Origin of the sequence: Prosthecobacter dejongeii (assembly GCF_014203045.1) — a bacterium.
Taxonomy (GTDB): Bacteria; Verrucomicrobiota; Verrucomicrobiia; order Verrucomicrobiales; family Verrucomicrobiaceae; genus Prosthecobacter; species Prosthecobacter dejongeii.
Genome location: NZ_JACHIF010000007.1, coordinates 211970 through 230439 on the forward strand (window position 1 = coordinate 211970; position 18470 = coordinate 230439).

Below are 18470 nucleotides of genomic sequence, written 5' to 3' on the forward strand. Positions count from 1 at the left end.
CACCAGGACACTTCCATGCAAACGCTCACTCTATTGGCCGCCCTGGCTCTACAGCTTCCTGGCACTGCTCCGCTGGAGCCCCAGCGTGATTTTTCGGCTGCGATGGTGGAGGGGATAGATCGTTTCCTTCTACGGCAGACCGAACTGGCCAAAGAAAAGCGCGCTAGCTACTGGAACCGTGATTTCACCTCTCCTTCAGCTTATGAGGTCTCTGTGCAGCCTAACCGAATGCGGTTAAAGGAAATCTTGGGGGTGGTGGATCCTCGTTTGCCTATTTCTGCGTTGGATTTCGTGAGTGATACACAGACTTCTGCCGTCGTTTTGGAGTCTGCTACAGTGACGGTTTCTAGAGTGCGATGGAGAGTTTTTGAGGGCGTCCATGGAGAGGGACTGTTGATTCAGCCCAAAGGGGCTGTGCTATCGCGAATCATTTGCTTGCCAGATGCGGATACTCCTCCTGAAAAGATGCTGGATGCAATGCTGGTGAATGCGGGGGCACAAATTGTCATCCCCATGTTAATCTCGCGCGACTCGTCTTACTCCGGCAGTGAACGTTTGGGCATCTCGACCAATCTTCCCCACCGTGAATGGATTTACAGGCAGTCGTTTATTTTAGGGCGGCATGTTCTGGGCTATGAACTGCAGAAGGTGTTATCTCTGGTAGATTGGTTCAGAAATCAGCCAGATCAACGACCTGTCTGCGTGGCTGGATTTGGTGAAGGTGGCCTGTTGGCGCTATATGCTGGGGCTTTGGATTCCCGCATCGATTCGATCTATGTGTGGGGGCACTTTGGGCCTCGTGAAGGGCTTTGGCAGGAACCCATCTATCGCAATGTCTTTGGTCTCTTGCGTGAGTTTGGTGATGCCGAGTTAGCCTCCCTCATCGCGCCTCGTCACCTGGCCATTCAGTATGCTGGTTTCCCCAAAATTAAGGGGCCGCCTGTCGCGGCTCCTGGCCAGCGGAATGTGGCTGCGCCTGGTTTCATCACGATGCCTTCATTAAGTGCTGTTCAGGAAGAAATGGAAAGGGCGAGGCAGTTGGTACCAGCTTTTCACGATTGGGCACGTCTGTATGATGCGAAGAGTGACAATTCGGATATCGTCGCGCATCTCTTCCCGGATGAGACTGCCACTGCGATGATGACTGGTATGACATCATCGTCCAAGGATTCGCTTCCCAGCATTCCACCCGGACGAATGATGGCACAGCGGGAGCAAGTGCGTGAATTGGAAGTGTTCACCCAGCGCTTGCTGGTGACTACCGAGGGAGAACGCAAAAATGGTTTTTGGAAGAAGCTGTCGCTGTTCTCAGTGCCGGCGTTTGAAAAACACATCGCTACGGAGCGTGAACGGTTTTGGTCTCAGGTAATCGGCCGGTTTCCTGATCCTGATGTACCGATAAATCCACGCAGTCGAATGATCAAAGAAGTTGGGGAGGTCGTGATTCATGAGGTGACCCTGGATGTCTGGTCCGATGTCTTTGCTTGGGGGTGGCTGGCTTTGCCCAAGTCCCTGAAACCGTGTGAAAAACGTCCCGTCATTGTTTGCCAGCATGGCCTGGAGGGGCTGCCGGAGCATTGCTTTGAGACAGATGAGAATTCTGCGGCCTGGAAAGCCTACAAAGCCTTTGCACTGAGATTGGCCGAGCAAGGATACATAGTCTTTGCCCCCCATAATCCCTATCGTGGGCGTGATGCTTTTCGTTCACTTCAACGGAAGTTGAATCCTCTGGGAAAATCCCTTTACTCAGTCATCAACGGGCAACATCAGCGGATTCTAGAATGGCTGAAAAGCCAGTCGTTTACGAGGCCGGACAAGATCGCTTTTTACGGTCTCAGTTACGGCGGTAAGAGTGCAATGCGCACTCCTGCAGTCCTTACAGATTACTGTCTCAGCATTTGCTCAGGAGACTTCAATGAATGGGTGCGGAAGTGTGCAACCACAGATCTAGCGTTGAGTTATGTTTTTACCGGCGAATATGAGATCTGGGAATGGAATCTGGGGCGCACTTTTAATTATGCTGAAATGGGCGCTTTGATCGCGCCACGTCCCTTCATGGTGGAACGTGGTCATAAAGACGGTGTAGGAGTGGATGAATGGGTGAACTACGAGTATGCCAAGATTCGCCAGATGTACGACCAGATTGGCATCGGCAACCGCACGGTTATTGAGCACTTTGACGGACCTCACACCATTCATGGTGTAGGAACCTTTGAATTTTTACATCAATGGTTAGGTGATCCACATCGCTAGATTTGATCACCCCACATTCATGGGATCCACATCCCAACTGACATAGATTTCAGAGGGGACAGTCAGCCCCTCGACCACCCGTTTAACATGGGCACACAATGCCCGGATTTTATCACTCCGCAGCAACAACTGAAAGCGATGCTGCCCATGGGCCTTCGCCAGTGCAGCGGGAGTGGGCTCGCCCATGATGGTGCCCTCTGGCAAGTCCTGCTCCAGCCGTTTATGCAGGGTTTGCAGAGTGAACTCGGCCTGAGCTTCATGCTTGCCGCGTGCACTGATCAGCACCATATGAGCAAAGGGGGGATACTTGAATGCTAAACGGTGTTCTAACTCCTGGGCGGCGTAGCCCTCGTAGTCATTGTGACGGCTGAATTGAATGGCTGGGCTGTGGGGGGCATGAGTTTGAACAAAGACCTCGCCTTTCACTTCGCCTCGGCCTGCTCTACCTGCTACCTGGACCAAGAGTTGAAAAGTACGCTCGGCTGCGCGAAAGTCAGGAAGATTCAGAGCCGAGTCCGCATTCAAGACGCCCACCAGGGTAACATTTGGGAAGTCTAGACCTTTGGCGATCATCTGGGTGCCAATGAGGATGTCCAGCTTCTGGGCGCGGAAATCCTTGAGAGTATCGCGCAGCTGATTCTTGCGCTGCATGGTGTCTGTATCCACCCGGGCCATACGGGCTTGCGGGAAGACTTCCCGCACCGCCTGCTCCACACGTTCCGTTCCAAAGCCTGAATACTTGAGCCCAGGTTCCTTACAGCTCGGGCATTTGGTTGGGGGCACACGCCGGGCACCACAGATGTGGCAGACCAGCCGATTGTCCTTTTTGTGCAGAGTCATCGGGATGGCACATTCTTGACACTGTACCGTCTCACCGCACGAGACACAACCCAGGCTGGTATTAAAACCACGACGATTGAGGAAGAGGATAGTCTGTTCCTTTTTTTCCAATCGGTCATTGACCGCATTGCGCAGTTTTTGTGACAGGATACCCGTGTTGGTAAAGGAAACCTCAGTGCCTTTGCGTCGTTCCAGACGCATGTCCACAATACGGATCAGCGGCATGGACTTGCCATCAGTCCGCTTGGTCATGTGGAGCAGTTCGTACTTGCCGGTGGTGGCGTTTTGAAACGACTCCAGGCTGGGCGTGGCAGAGCCTAGCAGGACCGCACAGCGCTCAATCCGGCCCCGGACGACGGCGACATCACGAGCGTGATAGCGCGGTGCATCCTCCTGTTTATAAGAGGGCTCATGCTCTTCATCTACGATGATGAGACCGAGATTATCCAAGGGGGCAAAGATGGCACTGCGAGCACCAATGACAATCTGGGCACGGCCTTCGTGAATCTTAAACCATTCATCATGCCGCTCGCCATCACTGAGATGGCTGTGCAAGACGGCAATGGCATCCTTTTGCGCGGAGAACCGAGCCTTAAAACGCTCAATCGTTTGAGGGGTAAGACTGATTTCTGGCACTAGCACCAAGGCCGTTTGCCCCCGCTTGAGCACCTCGGCGATGCTTTGCAGATACACTTCAGTTTTGCCACTTCCAGTCACGCCATGAAGCAATAGAGTGGGATGAGTGCGCAGTTCTGGGCGTGGAGTTTTCGCTAAAGTATCGGCTTCCCCCTTCACCTTTCCATCCAGTGCAGCGATGATAGCTTCATACGCGATCTTTTGTTCTTCAGTGAAGGTCAGAGGCTGGCTGGGTAAAAACTCCTCGGTTTGAAACGGATCTCTTTCCACTCGGACCTCACTGCGTGTGATCCAACCCGCTTTGAGAAGGGGTTTAATGATGGCTGTCGCACGAGGCAGTTCTCGTCGCAATTCACTGAGGGTGGCCTCGCCTCCATTGCTGCGCAGTTTTTCCAGAATGCGAGCCTGCATGGGGGCCGTGCTATGGAGCTTTTCAAAGACATCCGGGGGCGGTTCTTTGGCCAGCTTGAGATGGCTGTCGGTGAGAAAGGTTTCTGGCTTTTCCCGCACCGCTTGCGGCAACATTGTGCGCAGCACACGGTTTACTGGCACCACATAATACTCGGCGATCCAATTGGCGAGTTTGAGGAGCCCTGGAGTAAACATGGGGCGAGAGCCTACTAAGGAGGCGATTTCCTTTAACTTCGCGTTGTACTCGGTGGATTCTAGGAGCTCAATCACGACTGCCGAAACGCGCTGATGTTGCAGGGGCACCATGACACGTGTGCCGATGCCGATCTGGCGTTCTAACTTTTCAGGAATGGCATAGTCCAGTTCCAGCGCGGCAGCGGTCTCAATCTGAACGCGGGCAATCCGCTGCGCCATCTGTAGGGAAGGTGAATCCTCTCCCCCAAAGCGTGGCATGCCCAAGTCAAACAAAGACTGGGCAGCGGGGCGGACGGAACTGGCTGGGTGGTCAGGCATCAGAGGCTCCTTTCTGAACCACGGATCCCTCCGGTTTGCACGGAGGATTATAGTTGGAAGTTAGCCTGCACCAAGAATTTCTCATTCGCAACAAAGCCTAGCCTCGCTACGTAGTTCTAACATGGCTTTAGATCCAGTTGGTTCTTGTTCTCCTGCACCTTGGTCGCGCCGTCGGTTGCTTTCGGCTGGCGGTCTAGGAATGTTAGGTTTGACGATGCCGCGCATCCTTCGTGCGAGTGAAGCGGTGGTGACGGAGAAAATGATCGCGAGAGCGAAGTCGGTGGTGTTCCTGTTTCAGTGGGGTGGGCCGAGTCATCTGGAAACCTTCGATATGAAGCCGGATGCCCCAGAGGGAATTCGAGGCTTTCATAAACCCATCAAATCAAGCGCGGACGGTATTTACGTTTCAGATCGTCTGCCCAAAACGGCCAAGATCATGGATAAGGTGACGCTCATCCGGTCCATGCATCACACGATGAAGAATCACAATAGCGCGGGTTATTACGCGCTCAGTGGTCATGCCCCGCCGAGTGACGATCAACGCCTCAAAGATTCACCAGATCTTTTTCCTGCTTATGCTTCCGTGGTGGATCGTTTAGCTCCAGGCAGAGGGGAGATCCCCACTGCTGCCAGCTTCCCGTGGACTGTGAGCGATGGCTCATTTACCCCAGGGCAGCGTGCTAGTTTCCTGGGCAAGCAGCATGATCCTTTTTTTGTGCTGCGTGATCCTAGCGCTCCCGATTTTGCACTGCCAGAATTGAGCCTACCCTCGGGCATCAGCTATGAGCGACTCACAGCCCGGCGGGAGTTGCAAAAGCTTGTGGATTCCCAGACCCGACTCATGGACCATTCGGCCGAGGCCCAGGGCATTGAGGGATATTACGAAAAAGCGCTTTCCATGCTCCACAGTGAGAAGCTGCGGGCTGCATTCGATCTCTCCCAAGAGCCCGAAAAAATCCGTGATGCTTACGGGCGCACGGCCTATGGACAAAGCTGCCTCATGGCGCGTCGGCTCGTCGAGGCCGGAGTCAAGTTTGTGACGGTCAACTTTGCCCCCGGTATTGGTGGGCAGAGCACAACCTCCGGAGGCTGGGATACCCACGGATTCAATGATACCCGAATGTTCCCCATCATTGATGCTTACCACATGCCGATGACAGATCAGACACTGCCCACATTCCTCAATGACATGGATGATCGTGGTTTGCTGGATGAGACCCTGGTGGTATGGGTCGGTGAATTTGGACGCACCCCTAAGATCAATAAAAACATCAGTCGCGACCACTGGCCTCAGTGTTACACCGCTCTTCTGGCAGGAGGCGGTGTGAAGCGTGGTTTCGTCCATGGTGCCTCAGATAAAAATGGCGAATATCCAGCAGAAAAACCTGTGAAGCCAGATGACCTCGCAGCGACCATGTATCATTTGTTAGGCATTCGACATGATACAGAAGTTCATGATGTGGCGAATCGTCCTGTGCCGATCAGTTACGGCAAAGTCATCCGGGAAGTGATTGCTTGATTGCCGTGTTCTTCAGCGTATGGCCGCTAGGAAGAACTCACGCATTTGATGCGAGCACTTGCATTCATCCTATAGACGATTATCAATAAGCCCCAAGGGTTACAACAACCCCTTTCACATTATGGCTAAAGGCAACAACGCTCACAAAAAAGAAGTCAAAAAGCCAAAGAAGGAAAAGCCGAAGCCCGCCCCTACGGCGCGCAAGCCTTAATTCCGTCTCGTTTTTAATCACCATTCAAAGTGGAGTAAGCTCGCCTCGTTGCGTTCGCTTACTCTTTTTGTTTTGGCGTTGCACCACGCGCCGAAACTCGGACTTGCCCGCATGCTAGACGGCATTGTAACGTTTGCAGATGAATTCCACACGCCGCGCGTTCCTCCAGCACCTCAGTCTTGGCAGCGTGGGTTTTTGGCTGGCGCCGGCATTGGCGGAGACCACCGTACTAGCGAGTGGTAAGTTGCCACGCAGTAGTCCAGCGGATCAATCCGTTTCCTCAGAGGCCATCTTATCCTTTTTAGGAGCCGTGGAGCAGAATAAGTTTGAGCTGCACAGCTTCATGATGCTTCGCCACGGGCAGGTCATTGCAGAAGGTTGGTGGGCACCTTACGGGCCAGATGAAGTGCATACGATGTATTCGATGAGTAAGAGCTTCACCTCCACGGCGGTGGGGATGGCTGTCGCTGAAGGGAAGCTGAGTGTGGAAGACAAGGTAGTGTCTTTTTTCCCTGAGGATTTGCCGGAAACCATCAGCGAAAATCTGGCCTCACTGAGGGTGATGGATCTGCTGACCATGTCGGTCGGTAATGAAAAAGAGCCGACTCAGATAGTAGTGAAATCGGAAAACTGGGTGCGCACGTTTTTGGCCCAACCGATCACCCACAAGCCTGGAACGGTATTCATGTACAACAGTGCTGCTACTTACATGTGTTCCGCCATCGTGCAAAAAGTGACCGGGCAGAAGATCCTGGATTACTTAACCCCGCGTTTGTTTGTTCCGTTGGGCATCACAGGAATGAAATGGGAAACCTGCCCGCGCGATATCAATACGGGGGGCTGGGGGCTCAGCATCCAAACGGAGGCCATGGCCAAGTTTGGCCAGCTTTACCTGCAAAAGGGCAAATGGAAGGGGAAACAACTCCTGCCGGAGGTGTGGGTGAGCGAAGCCACCGCTTTCCATATTCAGCAACCCGGCGGTGACAAATCAGACCGCCCGAAAGCCCAGAACGACTGGCTCCAGGGGTACGGTTACCAGTTCTGGCGCTGCCAGCATGGTCACTACCGGGGAGATGGTGCTTTCGGTCAATTTACCCTCGTGTTGCCGGAGCATGAAGCCGTCATTGTAATGACGAGTGAAAACAAAAACATGCAGGGGCAGCTTGATCTCGTGTGGGAACATTTGCTCCCAGCGATGAAGGGCTCCAGTCCCGAGTCGGATGCTGCCTTGGTGACAAAGACAAAATCCCTGAACCTGCCCCCAGCCAAGGGCAGTGCGGAATCGCCTAACATGGAGCGTGTCAGTGGCAAGGTTTTCACTCTGGCTGAAAACCCCATGGGACTCACGACCGCCACCTTTGTTTTCCAGGGAAATACCTGTGTCTTTACCGCACGTTCTGCCAAAGGCCCGCATGTGATTGCCTGCGGCATCGAGCGCTGGCAGACGGGTATTACCGCTTTTCCAGAAACTCCACCACGCCTTATCTCAGGTGGGAAACCTAAAGCGCAAACTGCTTCGAAGGTTGCTGCGAGTGCCACATGGTCGGATGAGAACACATTGGTCATGACCTGGCGTTATTATGAAACGCCTCACCACGATATGGTGACCTGTCGGTTTGAGGGTAATAAGCTAAACATCAGTTTCCTCAACAGCATCACGGCGATGACCCCCAAAGCTCAGGATATTCGTTTGCCGCTCACGGGTCAATTCACTGTCTGACCTATAAATTTAGAAGGATCTCTAAATCGTGGGCGGAAGCTTCGCCCAGCGATTCGCTAGCAGGCCGTTGACGAAGAGTTGGAGAGGGTGGTAAAGCATGACCGGAAGTAGGATCAGGCTCAGGTCTTGGCGGTCACCGAAAATGAGCATGGCTAAGGGAACGCCCATCGCGAGAGTTTTCTTCACCGAGCAAAAATAGGCTGCAATCAAGTCTTCATGATTCAGCTTCAGCGCTTTGCAGCCCCCCCAGACGAGCAACGACATCAAGGCGAAAAGAAACATTACCCAACCGCATGTTTTTGCCGTCAGAGAGGGGCCGTAACGATGCCAAACCTGCTGTTCCACCGAATCACAGAAGGCTGCATACACGATAAAGAGGATGACTAAGTTACTGATCCTGGCTAGCCAGGCTTTGTTTCGGTCCACCCAATATTTGAGGCTGGGGCGCAGAAGAATGCCTAACGAAAAGGGTATCAACGTCAGCAAGGAAATTTTCAGAAGTAAGGGGCCAAAGTCACCGCTCTGCCCCGTTTTTTGCATGAGCAGGTGAACTAAAATGGGGGTGATGAGAACTCCCAAAATATTTGAAAAAGCAGCGTTGAACAGTGCGCCAGCGGTGTTCCCACGAGCTAGTGCGGTGAGAACCACCGAAGTCGAAATCGTGGAAGGCAAAACACAAAGGTAGAGAAATCCGTCGCTCACGGCCTGTGGTTGAGTGGTCCAAATCAAAGGCACGACGCCATTGAGCAAAAGACCTACCAAGGGGAAGATCCCAAAAGTAAAGGCTTGAATCACCAAGTGGAGACGCCAATTGGCCATCCCGCTTTTGATTTTTTCTAAGGCTAAAGATAATCCCTGAAGAAAGAGAATGAGAGCAATACCTGCATTGCTCACGATGTCAGGCTTTAGAATGCCATGGCGCGATCCTGGCCCTGGAATGACAAATCCTAGCACCACCGCCACGCCCAGCCCGATGAGAAACCCATGAACACGCCACCAGGCAACTTTCGGGGTAGATTCAACGGGCGCCTGAGAGGGGAGAGTGGAACTCATTTCGGTGCCACGACAATCAGGCTACACGGCATCTTAGCAACCAAAACGCCAGCCATCTAAAGAAGGAACAACTGGACGGTAGGTAGCATCCCGCCGCACTATAAAAAACGCGGATGGCCTTTCAGCCACCCGCGCTTCACGGTTTTGGGGTTTAAAAATCAGGCGGACGCCGGATTAATAGCGGTAGTGGTCCGTCTTGTAAGGGCCATCAACAGGCACGCCGATGTAGTCGGCCTGGTCCTTGGAAAGGACGGTCAGCTTGACGCCGATCTTGGCCAGGTGCAGGCGGGCGACTTCTTCGTCCAGCTTCTTCGGCAGCACGGTCACGCCGATTGGGCGGCTGTCTTTGGTTTCCCAAAGCTCGATCTGGGCCAGCGTCTGGTTGGTGAAGCTGTTGCTCATCACGAAGCTCGGGTGGCCAGTGGCGCAGCCCAGGTTCACGAGACGGCCTTCAGCCAGCATGAAGATGCTGTTGCCAGCCGGGAAGGTGTACTTGTCTACCTGGGGCTTGATGTTCAGGCGCTTGACGTCCGTACGGGCGTTCAGCTTGTCCACCTGGATCTCGTTGTCGAAGTGACCGATGTTACAGACGATGGCTTGGTCCTTCATCTTCTCCATGTGCTCCAGGGTGATGATGTCCTTGTTGCCGGTGGTGGTGACGTAGATGTCGCCATAACCAAGAGTGTCTTCGATCGGCATCACACGGTAGCCTTCCATGGCGGCCTGGAGGGCACACACAGGGTCGATTTCCGTCACGATGACCTGAGCGCCCATGCCGCGGAGAGCGGCTGCACAGCCTTTGCCCACGTCGCCATAACCGCAAACCACGCCGACTTTGCCGGCGATCATGACGTCTGTCGCGCGCTTGATGCCGTCCAGAAGGGACTCGCGGCAGCCGTAGAGGTTGTCGAACTTGGACTTGGTGACGCTGTCGTTGACGTTGATGGCCGGGAAGAGCAGCTTGCCTGCCTTCGCCATTTCATAGAGGCGATGCACGCCCGTGGTGGTCTCTTCGGACACGCCTTTGAGATCCTTGACGATCGTGTGGAAAATGCCAGGCTGGTTCTTGGCGATGTCCTTGAGGAGGTCCTTGATGACCTTCACTTCGTGGTTGTCCGAAGGGGTGTTGACCCAATCGTCACCGTTTTCCATTTCATAACCCTTGTGGATCAGGAGCGTGACGTCGCCGCCATCGTCCACGATCAGTTGTGGGCCTTTGTCTCCTGGGAAGATGATGGCTTTCCAGGTGCACCACCAGTACTCTTCCAGAGTTTCACCCTTCCAGGCGAAAACAGGGGTGCCAGTAGCGGCGATGCCTGCAGCAGCATGATCCTGAGTGGAGAAAATATTGCAGGAAGCCCAGCGCACGTCAGCGCCCAGTTCCTTCAGCGTCTCGATGAGCACACCCGTCTGGATGGTCATGTGCAGGGAGCCGGTGATACGGACGCCAGCGAGGGGCTTCTTCGGGCCGTACTTCTCGCGGGTGGCCATAAGGCCGGGCATTTCGCTTTCCGCGATGTCGAGTTCCTTGCGGCCAAAATCGGCGAGGCCGATGTCTTTTACTTTATAGTCGGACATGTGTGGTGTGTCGTGGTTCAGGTTTGAGATGAAAATAACAAATCATCGCATCAAGATGCGTTGATATGTTCCTGAGCGGAGGGCGAGTGTCAATCAAGGATTTTGACTTGTAACGGCTTCTATTTCGGCGCCTGCCGAAAACAAAAAACCACTCCCGGCGGACCCAGGAGTGGTTCTTCAGTGATAGGATGCGGGCTGTATTAAGCGCCCATCACTTCCTTCAAATAGCGGATGCTCTCACGGGCAATGTGCTGTGGGCCTGGTCGGTAATCGAAGACTTCGACCGAGAGGTAACCCTGGTAATCCACCTCGCGCAGCGCACCGATGATCGGTTCAAACTTCACCTCGCCCATGCCTGGGCCGAGAAGGTTTGGATCATTGGCATGGAAGTGGACAAACCACTCCTTGCTATCGCGAATGATGTCGGGGATGGACTTGGCTTCATCACTCATGGCCTTCACGTCGAGGTGCAGCTTGCAACTCGGGTGATCCACCATCTGGCAGAGGCGGATGGTTTCCTCAGCGGTATTGAGGAAGTTGGTTTCCTTTTTGCCCAGAGGTTCCATAGCGATGACCACGCCATACTTGCCTGCTTCTTCAGCCACTGCGCGCACGGAATCTGCTGCGCGCTTGAAGGCATCTTCATACTGCCATTCAGGCAAGGTGTTGCGGGCTTTTGGGCTACCCCAAACCATGATACGACCGCCAGTCATGGCACAGAAACGAGCAAGGTGTTGGCCGAACTTAGCCGTCTCTTTACGCAACAGTGCATCGGGAGTGGTGATGTGGAACCAGGAAGGTTTAGTCAGCAGCCAGTGCAGGCCCAGAATTTCCAGGCCAAAGGAAGAGGCGATGCGGCTGAGGCGCAGGGCATCCGCTTCAGTGAGGTCGCGGGGATCTTCCTTGAGGGTGAAGGGGGCTAGCTCCAGCGCGTGATAACCCGCGGCTGCGGCATCTTCACACACTTTTTCAAAAGGCCAGTCAGGATAGGTCTCGTTGCAGATGGCAAAGCGCATAGGGTGCGCAGACTGGAATGGAGGGGAGCAGGCGTCAACCTTGCTTTTGCCCATCGGACTTCAATCTCCAAGATGGGAAAAAAGTTGGTCCATGGCATTGGCAATGCGCTCATGCGCGGTCAGTTTTGCCAGCCAGGCCTGAGGTAGTGCCTCATAACCATGAACAGCCCCCAGCCACGCGCCGACCATGCTGGCGCGCCCGGCATTGTCTCCCCCCGCACGGACAGTGTTTAAGATCGCGTCCTCAAAGCTGTCTTGATGACGCCAGGCAGCGTGCAAGGCAGACGGGAAACTCTGCGGGAGGGGGCAGCTTTGGCCAAAGCGCCCAGTGGCGGTCACCACATCCAGCTCACGCAGCATGTAGGCAAACTCAAAGTAGTCGGAACCATCGCAACTCACTTCACGTGACTTGCGGGTGAGCTCGAAGGCTTCCCGAAAAGGCGTGCCCTGAAGGAGGGTGCGAAGCAGCACAGCACACGCAGCCGCACAGGCATCGGCGGTCGTGTGATTTTGCGTCACCAGGGTCAGCCGATGAATGGCATCCGCCATCGTGATGAACTCCTCTTTTCGGTAGGCGACCACCACTGGGGCTAGCCGACTGACGGTGGCTAGCTGGTCATCATCGGCACCGTTTTGAAAATTGCCCGGTTGCTGCTGCAGGTGCTCCAATGTTTCACGGGTGGCATGGTCCCTGTAACTGCGACAGTTGGCGCTGCCAAAGAAGCTTTGAAAGCGCATGCCAAAGTCATTTTCGCGGAAGCGCCCCCCGCAGGCGGCCAGTGATTCCAGCAGCAGCAGGGCTGCATCGCCATAGTGGGTCTGATCGCCACTTTTCTTACCTTCATGGTAGTGGCCTTTGAGCGGTGTCTCAAAGCCATGGACGCCTTGGGGAAACTTGCGCCCCATGTCTGCCAGATCATAGATCCAATGCGTGCCCAAGGCAGCAGCATCGCCGATAAATTGGCCCCAGAGAGCCCCACGAAGACTGGACAGAGATGCGTTCACGGTTCCAGTCTGTGCCTCACTTCCCCCGCCAGGGCAAGCCGGAACGTGTGAATGTTTCCCTCAGCGTGTGCTGGGGGAGACCCTGACGGCGCAATGCTTGTAGTTGGGCTGGCGGCTAAATGGATCCACCGCCCAATGGGTGAGTTGATTCACGCGGGGATCATGCATAGGAAGAAAGACCTGGCCCTGGCAGACACCAGGAGAAATGCGCGCCTTCATTGTCAGGGAAGCACGGCGAGACTCCACCATCACCACCGACATGTCGCGGATGTTCAATTGGCGGGCATCCTCGGGATGGATGTCCAGAAACAACTCTGCCGGTGCCAGTTTGCGCAGCACTTCAGATTTGGCGGTGCGTGTCTCCGTATGCCACTGGGCGCTGGTGCCACGGCCTGTGATGAGGATGAGCGGAAAGTCTGCATCTGGCAGTTCCGGCGGTGGGACTGTAGGGTCAAAGATGAAGCGTGCACGTTGATCGGGTGTGAAAAACCGACCGTCGGCAAAGAGTCGGCGTTCCGTGGCAAAACCGGGAGCCGCAGCATCCGTAACTTTCAGAGGCCACTGGATGCCGCCGCTTTTCTCAATCATCGCATAATCCTGGATCCCCGAAATTTCACAGGGCTGATCCTGGGTGCATCGTTTGAGGATCTGAAACACAGCTTCAGGGGAGGTCCATTCGGAGAAGAGATCGCCCAGCCCCCAGGCATGGGCGATGAGCCGGAAGATGCGGAAATCGCTGAGGGCCTGGCCGGGCGCACGGCGCACCTGGCGACTGAAGCCAATGCGACGTTCCGAATTGATGAAGGTCCCATCCTTTTCGCCCCAAGCGGCGGCGGGTAGAAATAGGTGGGCCTGCCGGGCGGTCTCCGTGGTACCATACATGTCCTGAACGACGAAAAAATCCAGTTTGGAGAGCAGGTTGTTGAAACGTTTTTGGTTAATCCAAGAGTGGCTGGGGTTGGTGGCAATGATCCACAGTGCCTTGATTTTTCCGGACTCAATGCCCTCAAGGATCTGGTCATAAGCGAGGCTCGGCTGGTCCGGTATGCGTTCGACGGGAAAGCCCATGGCCTCGGCAATTTTCGCCCGGTGAGCGGGGTTTTTGAAATCGTGACCACCGATGAGGTTGGTGGTGTTTGAAAACAACCGCGATCCCATCGCATTGCATTGGCCGGTGATCGAATTCGCCCCAGTGCCGGGCTTGCCAATGTTGCCCGTCATCAGGGCCAGATTGATGATGGCCTGGGCGGTGCGGGTGGCCTGGTGGCTTTGGTTTACCCCCATGGTCCACCAGAAGGAAACCCTCGGCGTGCCTGCGCGGATGGTATCCGCAAAGCATTGCAACTGGGCCACGGTGAGCCCTGTTGCTGCCGCGACTGACTCAGGTGTGTAAGCCTGGACAAATGTGGAAAACTCCTCAAAGCCGGTGGTGCTTTCGCTCACGAATTGAGTATCCACTGCCCCCTCACGGATCAGCAGATGCGCGATGCCGTAGAGGAGGGTGAGATCGCTTTTCGGTTGGATGGCGTAATGCTGGGTGGCAGCCATGGCCGTCTCCGTCGTACGTGGGTCCACAACGATGATCTGGGGCTGGCGTTTGTTGCGTAGCACCCGCTGCCACATGATGGGGTGGGCGATGCAGGGATTGGCCCCGATGAAGACCATGACATCGCTTTCCTCAAAATCGGCATAGGTGAAGGGTGGGGCATCAAAGCCGAAGCTCTCTTTGTATGCCGTCACTGCCGTGGCCATGCACTGGCGCGTATTGCCATCGCCATGGATCAGGCCCATGCCGAATTTCGTCAGGCTCCCCAGGAAGGCCATTTCCTCACACATCATCTGCCCCGTGCTGATGAATGCGGCAGATCCAGGTCCATGCTGGTCCAGCACCCCCTTCATCTTTTCACAAAAGACGTTCATCGCCGTCTGCCAATCCACTGGTTGGCCATGCAGCAGGGGGGTGGTGGCGCGGTCCGCAGCATCCAGAGGCGTCAGCGCCTCCCAGCCTTTGGGACAGGCGGTGCCGAGGTTCACCGGATAGTCCGGATCTGGCGTTGCATTGATAGCCACTCCATCTTTGAGATGCAGCTTCAAACCGCAGCCCGTGGAGCAAAAACCACAGATCGATTTGGCCGTGCCATTTGGCTGAAGACGGCGCGGCAGTTGCCCTAAACCAAATCGTGCCGGATCACGAACAAGATCCTCTGTGAGAGGACCATTCCATTCGCGAAAGGTTGGGGCGGGGAGAGTGAACATGACTTTCAGTTTCCTGGCATTTTCGAGCCTGCCGCAGCGGTGAAGAAATAGCGCCGCTCAATCAGCTGGCTGGTAAAAGTCAGCAGCAGAGATAAAGGTAGCAGCCAGCGGAATGAGGCACCTGCGGCGAGGGTTACGGGAATGACAAGGCCAGTAAGGATCAGCAGGATACCCCGCACTTCGATGTGCATGCGCAAATGCTTGTGAAGAATGCTGGCTGAGCGATGCCAGGAAGATTCCTCATCTTCCAAAGCCCGCCAATAGCGAGACATTTCCCAGATGGAAAGCGACCATCGAAACAACAAGGTTGCTGGCATAGCCCAGGTGACCGCTGGATGGCCTAACCAACTCCAGGTCACGGCGCAAAGACCCGCACCAAGCACCAGCATGGTTCCCAGGAACTTACCCGCTGTCAGCGGCAGGGCCCAGAAGGGCCGCCGAGTATCCACATAAACCATGACGGAGCACAGCACCGCTGCCAAGGCTGCGCCGGCTGTGCCCGTGACGGCCAAGCGCAACCACTCAGGATTGCTCAACCACCAAGTGGCGGCGATCGCGATGCCACCGGCGGGCAGTGCACCGAAGGCCAGGATCTCGCGGGAAAGCCAGGATTTTTTCCACCCCATGAAGGCTCTCCAGGCTTTTAGCGGCTGCCCTAGATGCAGCACGCTGAGTGCGATGCCAATGAGCCCAAAAAAGAGAGCTGCGGCGGAAGTGATGGCGGCTTGGTCGGGCGAAAGAACCCCGGCCCACATGGCGGTCGCACACCCGATGAATGCACCCGCGCTCATTTGGGTGAGCACCAGCATCCAGGCCAGGGGATCGTGGCCATGGTCTAGCTCCAACCGCGCACTGTCCGCCGCGCGTGCGTGATCAGGCAGTGGCTTGCTGCTGATGTAACGTGTCGCTGGACGTGTGTATCCGGAATCATGCGCCCCCGCGAGGATACTGCCAAAGACGGGGATCGATTCCACCTTCAAGGTCTTGATCTTGATCGCCTCATTCGGGCATGCCTGTACACAGGCGGGGGCCTCACCTTCTGCCAGGCGCCCCTGGCACATATCGCATTTGCGTACGATGCCACGCTTGAGGTTAAACTTGGGTACATCGTAAGGGCACTTGAGGATGCAGTAGCTGCAACCTATGCATTGATCATCCAGATGGCGAACGATGCCTGTGATGGGGTCTTTGTCGTATGCCAAAACGGGGCACCCATTCAAACATGCTGGGTCAGCGCAGTGATGACAGGCGGTGGTGACTGTTTGTAGATAAGGTTTTTTCCGGGTGCCTACGAGCAGCCCCATATCTCGCCAGCTTTCATTGTCGTCTAGCCCATTGAGCGAATGGCAGGCAGTTACACAGGCCTTGCACCCTGTGCAAGCATCCAGGTTAACTTCAAATGAGTATTGCTCATCGGTCTGCGGCTGGCTCAGAGGAATAAGGTGGGCAAAGCGTTTTGCTGGAGTGTCTTGATCATGCGCTTTTGAAAAGACTGCCACGGGAGTGCGTAGGCACTGCTGTTCTTCCAGCAAGTTTTCCAATAACAAGCTATCTAGAAGTGACGATTTATGCGCGTCGTTCCCGCTGGTTGCTTGGCTGCTTCCAATACCGGGTTGATCGAGATCATAAATCATAAGTCTTAAATCTTCACTCAAGCACGGTTACTCTTCGCAAAAAATCTCCTGTAACTGGCCCACAGTGTGGCGATTGCAGAAGGCGTGGAAGCTTTCCTCTGGAGAGCGTTTTTTGAGGAAGCCTTTTAGCATGGTTTCCAGAGTGGTGCCGAGGGATTCAAAAGGCACACCGCTGAATATTTGTCGGCCAATTTTACGATTCTCACCAAAGCCGCCTCCAACGGTGATGTGGTAGCCTTCTCCTGAGTCAGATTTCACCTTCGTGCCTAACAGGCCAATGTCCCCCATGAAATGCTGAGCGCAGGAGTGGGCACAACCTGTGAAGTGAATGTTGACTGGATTGTCCAACTTCACTCGTTTGTCCAAATACTCCATCATCGCGATCGCATGTCCTTTGGTATCACTAGCAGCAAACTTGCAGTAACGATTTCCCGTGCAGGCCACGAACCCGCTTTTGACGTTTGATTGCTCGCAAGGAAATCCCAGTTTTCTTAAAGACTTAGCCAGGGTGGCGGCATAGGCTGACTTTACGTTGGGAATGATGAAGTTTTGCCAAACTGTGAGGCGTACTTCACCGGAACCATAGCTCTCAGCGAGATCGGCGATACGCTCCATCTGTTTGGCTGTCATTTGGCCTACTGGCACTGTGGCTCCAACGTAAACGAGGTCTTCCTGTTTCTGGGCGAAGATCCCTACGTGGGAGTGTCCTTGTTGGGTAAAGCTGCGCCTTTCCTGGATGGCCGATTCTGGTGAGAGGCAGGTAAGTTTGAAGGGCAAAAATGTTTCGGTTTCTGTCAATACACCATTCAGTCCCATGCCTTCGACGACGTATTTGAAGCGTGCTTTTTTCCGGTTGGTCCTGTCACCATGCTTGATGAATACTCTCAGCAAAGCCACCATGACATCATTGAGTTGCTCGGGTTTGACAATCACTCCCCAATCGCTGGCGAAAGTTTGATGTCCAGTGACTCCACCAAGCGCAATGCGAAAATATACACCAGGTTCGATGCCATCGTTGTTCTCCCCAATCTTCACCGCGCTGGCTCCGATGTCGTTGGTGTCTTCCACAGCACTGATGAGCCCACCGCCGTCATAAGCAATGTTGAATTTGCGAGGTAGATCGTAGAACTCCTTGGAGGCGATGATCAGTGTGGCCAGCTCATTCACCAGAGGTCGCACATCAATGATTTCATGTGGATCATAACCCGCGCATGGATTCATGGTAATGTTGCGAATGTTGTCAGCACCTGCGCCTTTAGAATGAAGTCCGCAGGACTGAATGCGGCGCAGTACTTCAGGGCAGTTTTTGGGCTCAATGAGGCGGATTTGGAAATTGTTCCGCGTCGTGATTTGGATGTAGCCACTGGTCAGTTCATGGGTGATTGCAGCTAATTCCCGTAACTGGTAGCTTTTCACAACTCCTCCGGGTATACGCAGGCGGCACATGTACCCGTCCTTCACGGGATTGAGCCAAAAAAGCCCGTTCCATTTGTAACGAAAAATGGATTCAGGTTCAGGTTTAGCATTCCAACGAGCATCCATCACGAGTTGCTCAATGGCATCGAAAGGGTGCAACTCACGTTTGATGCGTTCCTCCTTGGTTAAGTCTTCTAATGCAGGGCCTTCAGGCACTGTAGGCTTTGCTGCAGAAGTTCCCGAAAGATCGGCAAACGAGACGCCTCCAGCAGTGACCCCGGCAAAAAAGCCTTCAAGGTAACGCTGCTGTTCAGCGGAGAAGTTTTTATCTGCCGAGAGCGAAGGAATAGCTAGAGTGGTCATAGCGGTAAAAGTAAGGGATGCTTTTGGGAAACGGCCTTTGGCGGAG

11 protein-coding genes are annotated in these 18470 nt (G+C 54.5%); 3 read left to right on the plus strand and 8 right to left on the minus strand.

Going from position 1 to position 18470, the window contains the following annotated elements; all coding sequences use genetic code 11:
- Window positions 1-15 precede the first annotated feature (15 nt).
- A complete protein-coding gene (locus tag HNQ64_RS16620) occupies window positions 16-2253 on the plus strand; it encodes an alpha/beta hydrolase family protein (protein ID WP_184210641.1) in 2238 nt (745 codons plus the stop codon).
- Between the two features lie 6 nt (window positions 2254-2259).
- Here HNQ64_RS16620 and priA read toward each other — a convergent pair whose 3' ends face one another.
- Window positions 2260-4653, minus strand: coding sequence for a replication restart helicase PriA (gene priA / locus HNQ64_RS16625; protein WP_184210643.1), 2394 nt, complete (start codon window positions 4651-4653; stop codon window positions 2260-2262).
- A gap of 214 nt (window positions 4654-4867) precedes the next feature.
- On the opposite strand from priA, the gene HNQ64_RS16630 reads away from it, so the two are divergent.
- Window positions 4868-6172: a DUF1501 domain-containing protein gene (locus HNQ64_RS16630; protein WP_246431080.1), complete on the plus strand. Its 1305-nt coding sequence runs from the start codon at window positions 4868-4870 to the stop codon at window positions 6170-6172.
- A 350-nt stretch (window positions 6173-6522) separates the two neighbouring features.
- A complete protein-coding gene (locus HNQ64_RS16635; protein WP_184210647.1) occupies window positions 6523-8103 on the plus strand; it encodes a serine hydrolase domain-containing protein in 1581 nt (526 codons plus the stop codon).
- A 21-nt stretch (window positions 8104-8124) separates the two neighbouring features.
- Here HNQ64_RS16635 and HNQ64_RS16640 read toward each other — a convergent pair whose 3' ends face one another.
- The 7 genes from HNQ64_RS16640 to HNQ64_RS16670 all read right to left on the minus strand — a co-directional run bounded on the left by HNQ64_RS16640 (window position 8125) and on the right by HNQ64_RS16670 (window position 18424).
- A complete protein-coding gene (locus HNQ64_RS16640) occupies window positions 8125-9156 on the minus strand; it encodes a bile acid:sodium symporter family protein (protein ID WP_184210649.1) in 1032 nt (343 codons plus the stop codon).
- Window positions 9157-9330: 174 nt separating this feature from the next.
- The gene (gene ahcY / locus HNQ64_RS16645; protein ID WP_184210651.1) at window positions 9331-10734 is read right to left on the minus strand and encodes an adenosylhomocysteinase; all 1404 of its coding nucleotides are present in this window, start codon (window positions 10732-10734) and stop codon (window positions 9331-9333) included.
- A gap of 200 nt (window positions 10735-10934) precedes the next feature.
- Window positions 10935-11750 carry a sugar phosphate isomerase/epimerase family protein gene (locus HNQ64_RS16650; RefSeq protein WP_184210652.1) on the minus strand — a complete coding sequence of 272 codons (816 nt, stop codon included), beginning with the start codon at window positions 11748-11750 and terminating at the stop codon, window positions 10935-10937.
- A gap of 60 nt (window positions 11751-11810) precedes the next feature.
- Window positions 11811-12755: an ADP-ribosylglycohydrolase family protein gene (locus HNQ64_RS16655; protein ID WP_184210654.1), complete on the minus strand. Its 945-nt coding sequence runs from the start codon at window positions 12753-12755 to the stop codon at window positions 11811-11813.
- Between the two features lie 60 nt (window positions 12756-12815).
- Complete coding sequence (locus tag HNQ64_RS16660) at window positions 12816-15011, minus strand: molybdopterin oxidoreductase family protein (RefSeq protein WP_184210656.1); 2196 nt, start codon at window positions 15009-15011, stop codon at window positions 12816-12818.
- Between the two features lie 5 nt (window positions 15012-15016).
- Window positions 15017-16645 carry a DmsC/YnfH family molybdoenzyme membrane anchor subunit gene (locus tag HNQ64_RS16665; protein ID WP_184210658.1) on the minus strand — a complete coding sequence of 543 codons (1629 nt, stop codon included), beginning with the start codon at window positions 16643-16645 and terminating at the stop codon, window positions 15017-15019.
- Window positions 16646-16672: 27 nt separating this feature from the next.
- Entirely contained in the window at window positions 16673-18424 is a 1752-nt protein-coding gene (locus HNQ64_RS16670; RefSeq protein ID WP_184210660.1) for a NirA family protein, read from the minus strand.
- Between the last annotated feature and the right edge of the window lie 46 nt (window positions 18425-18470).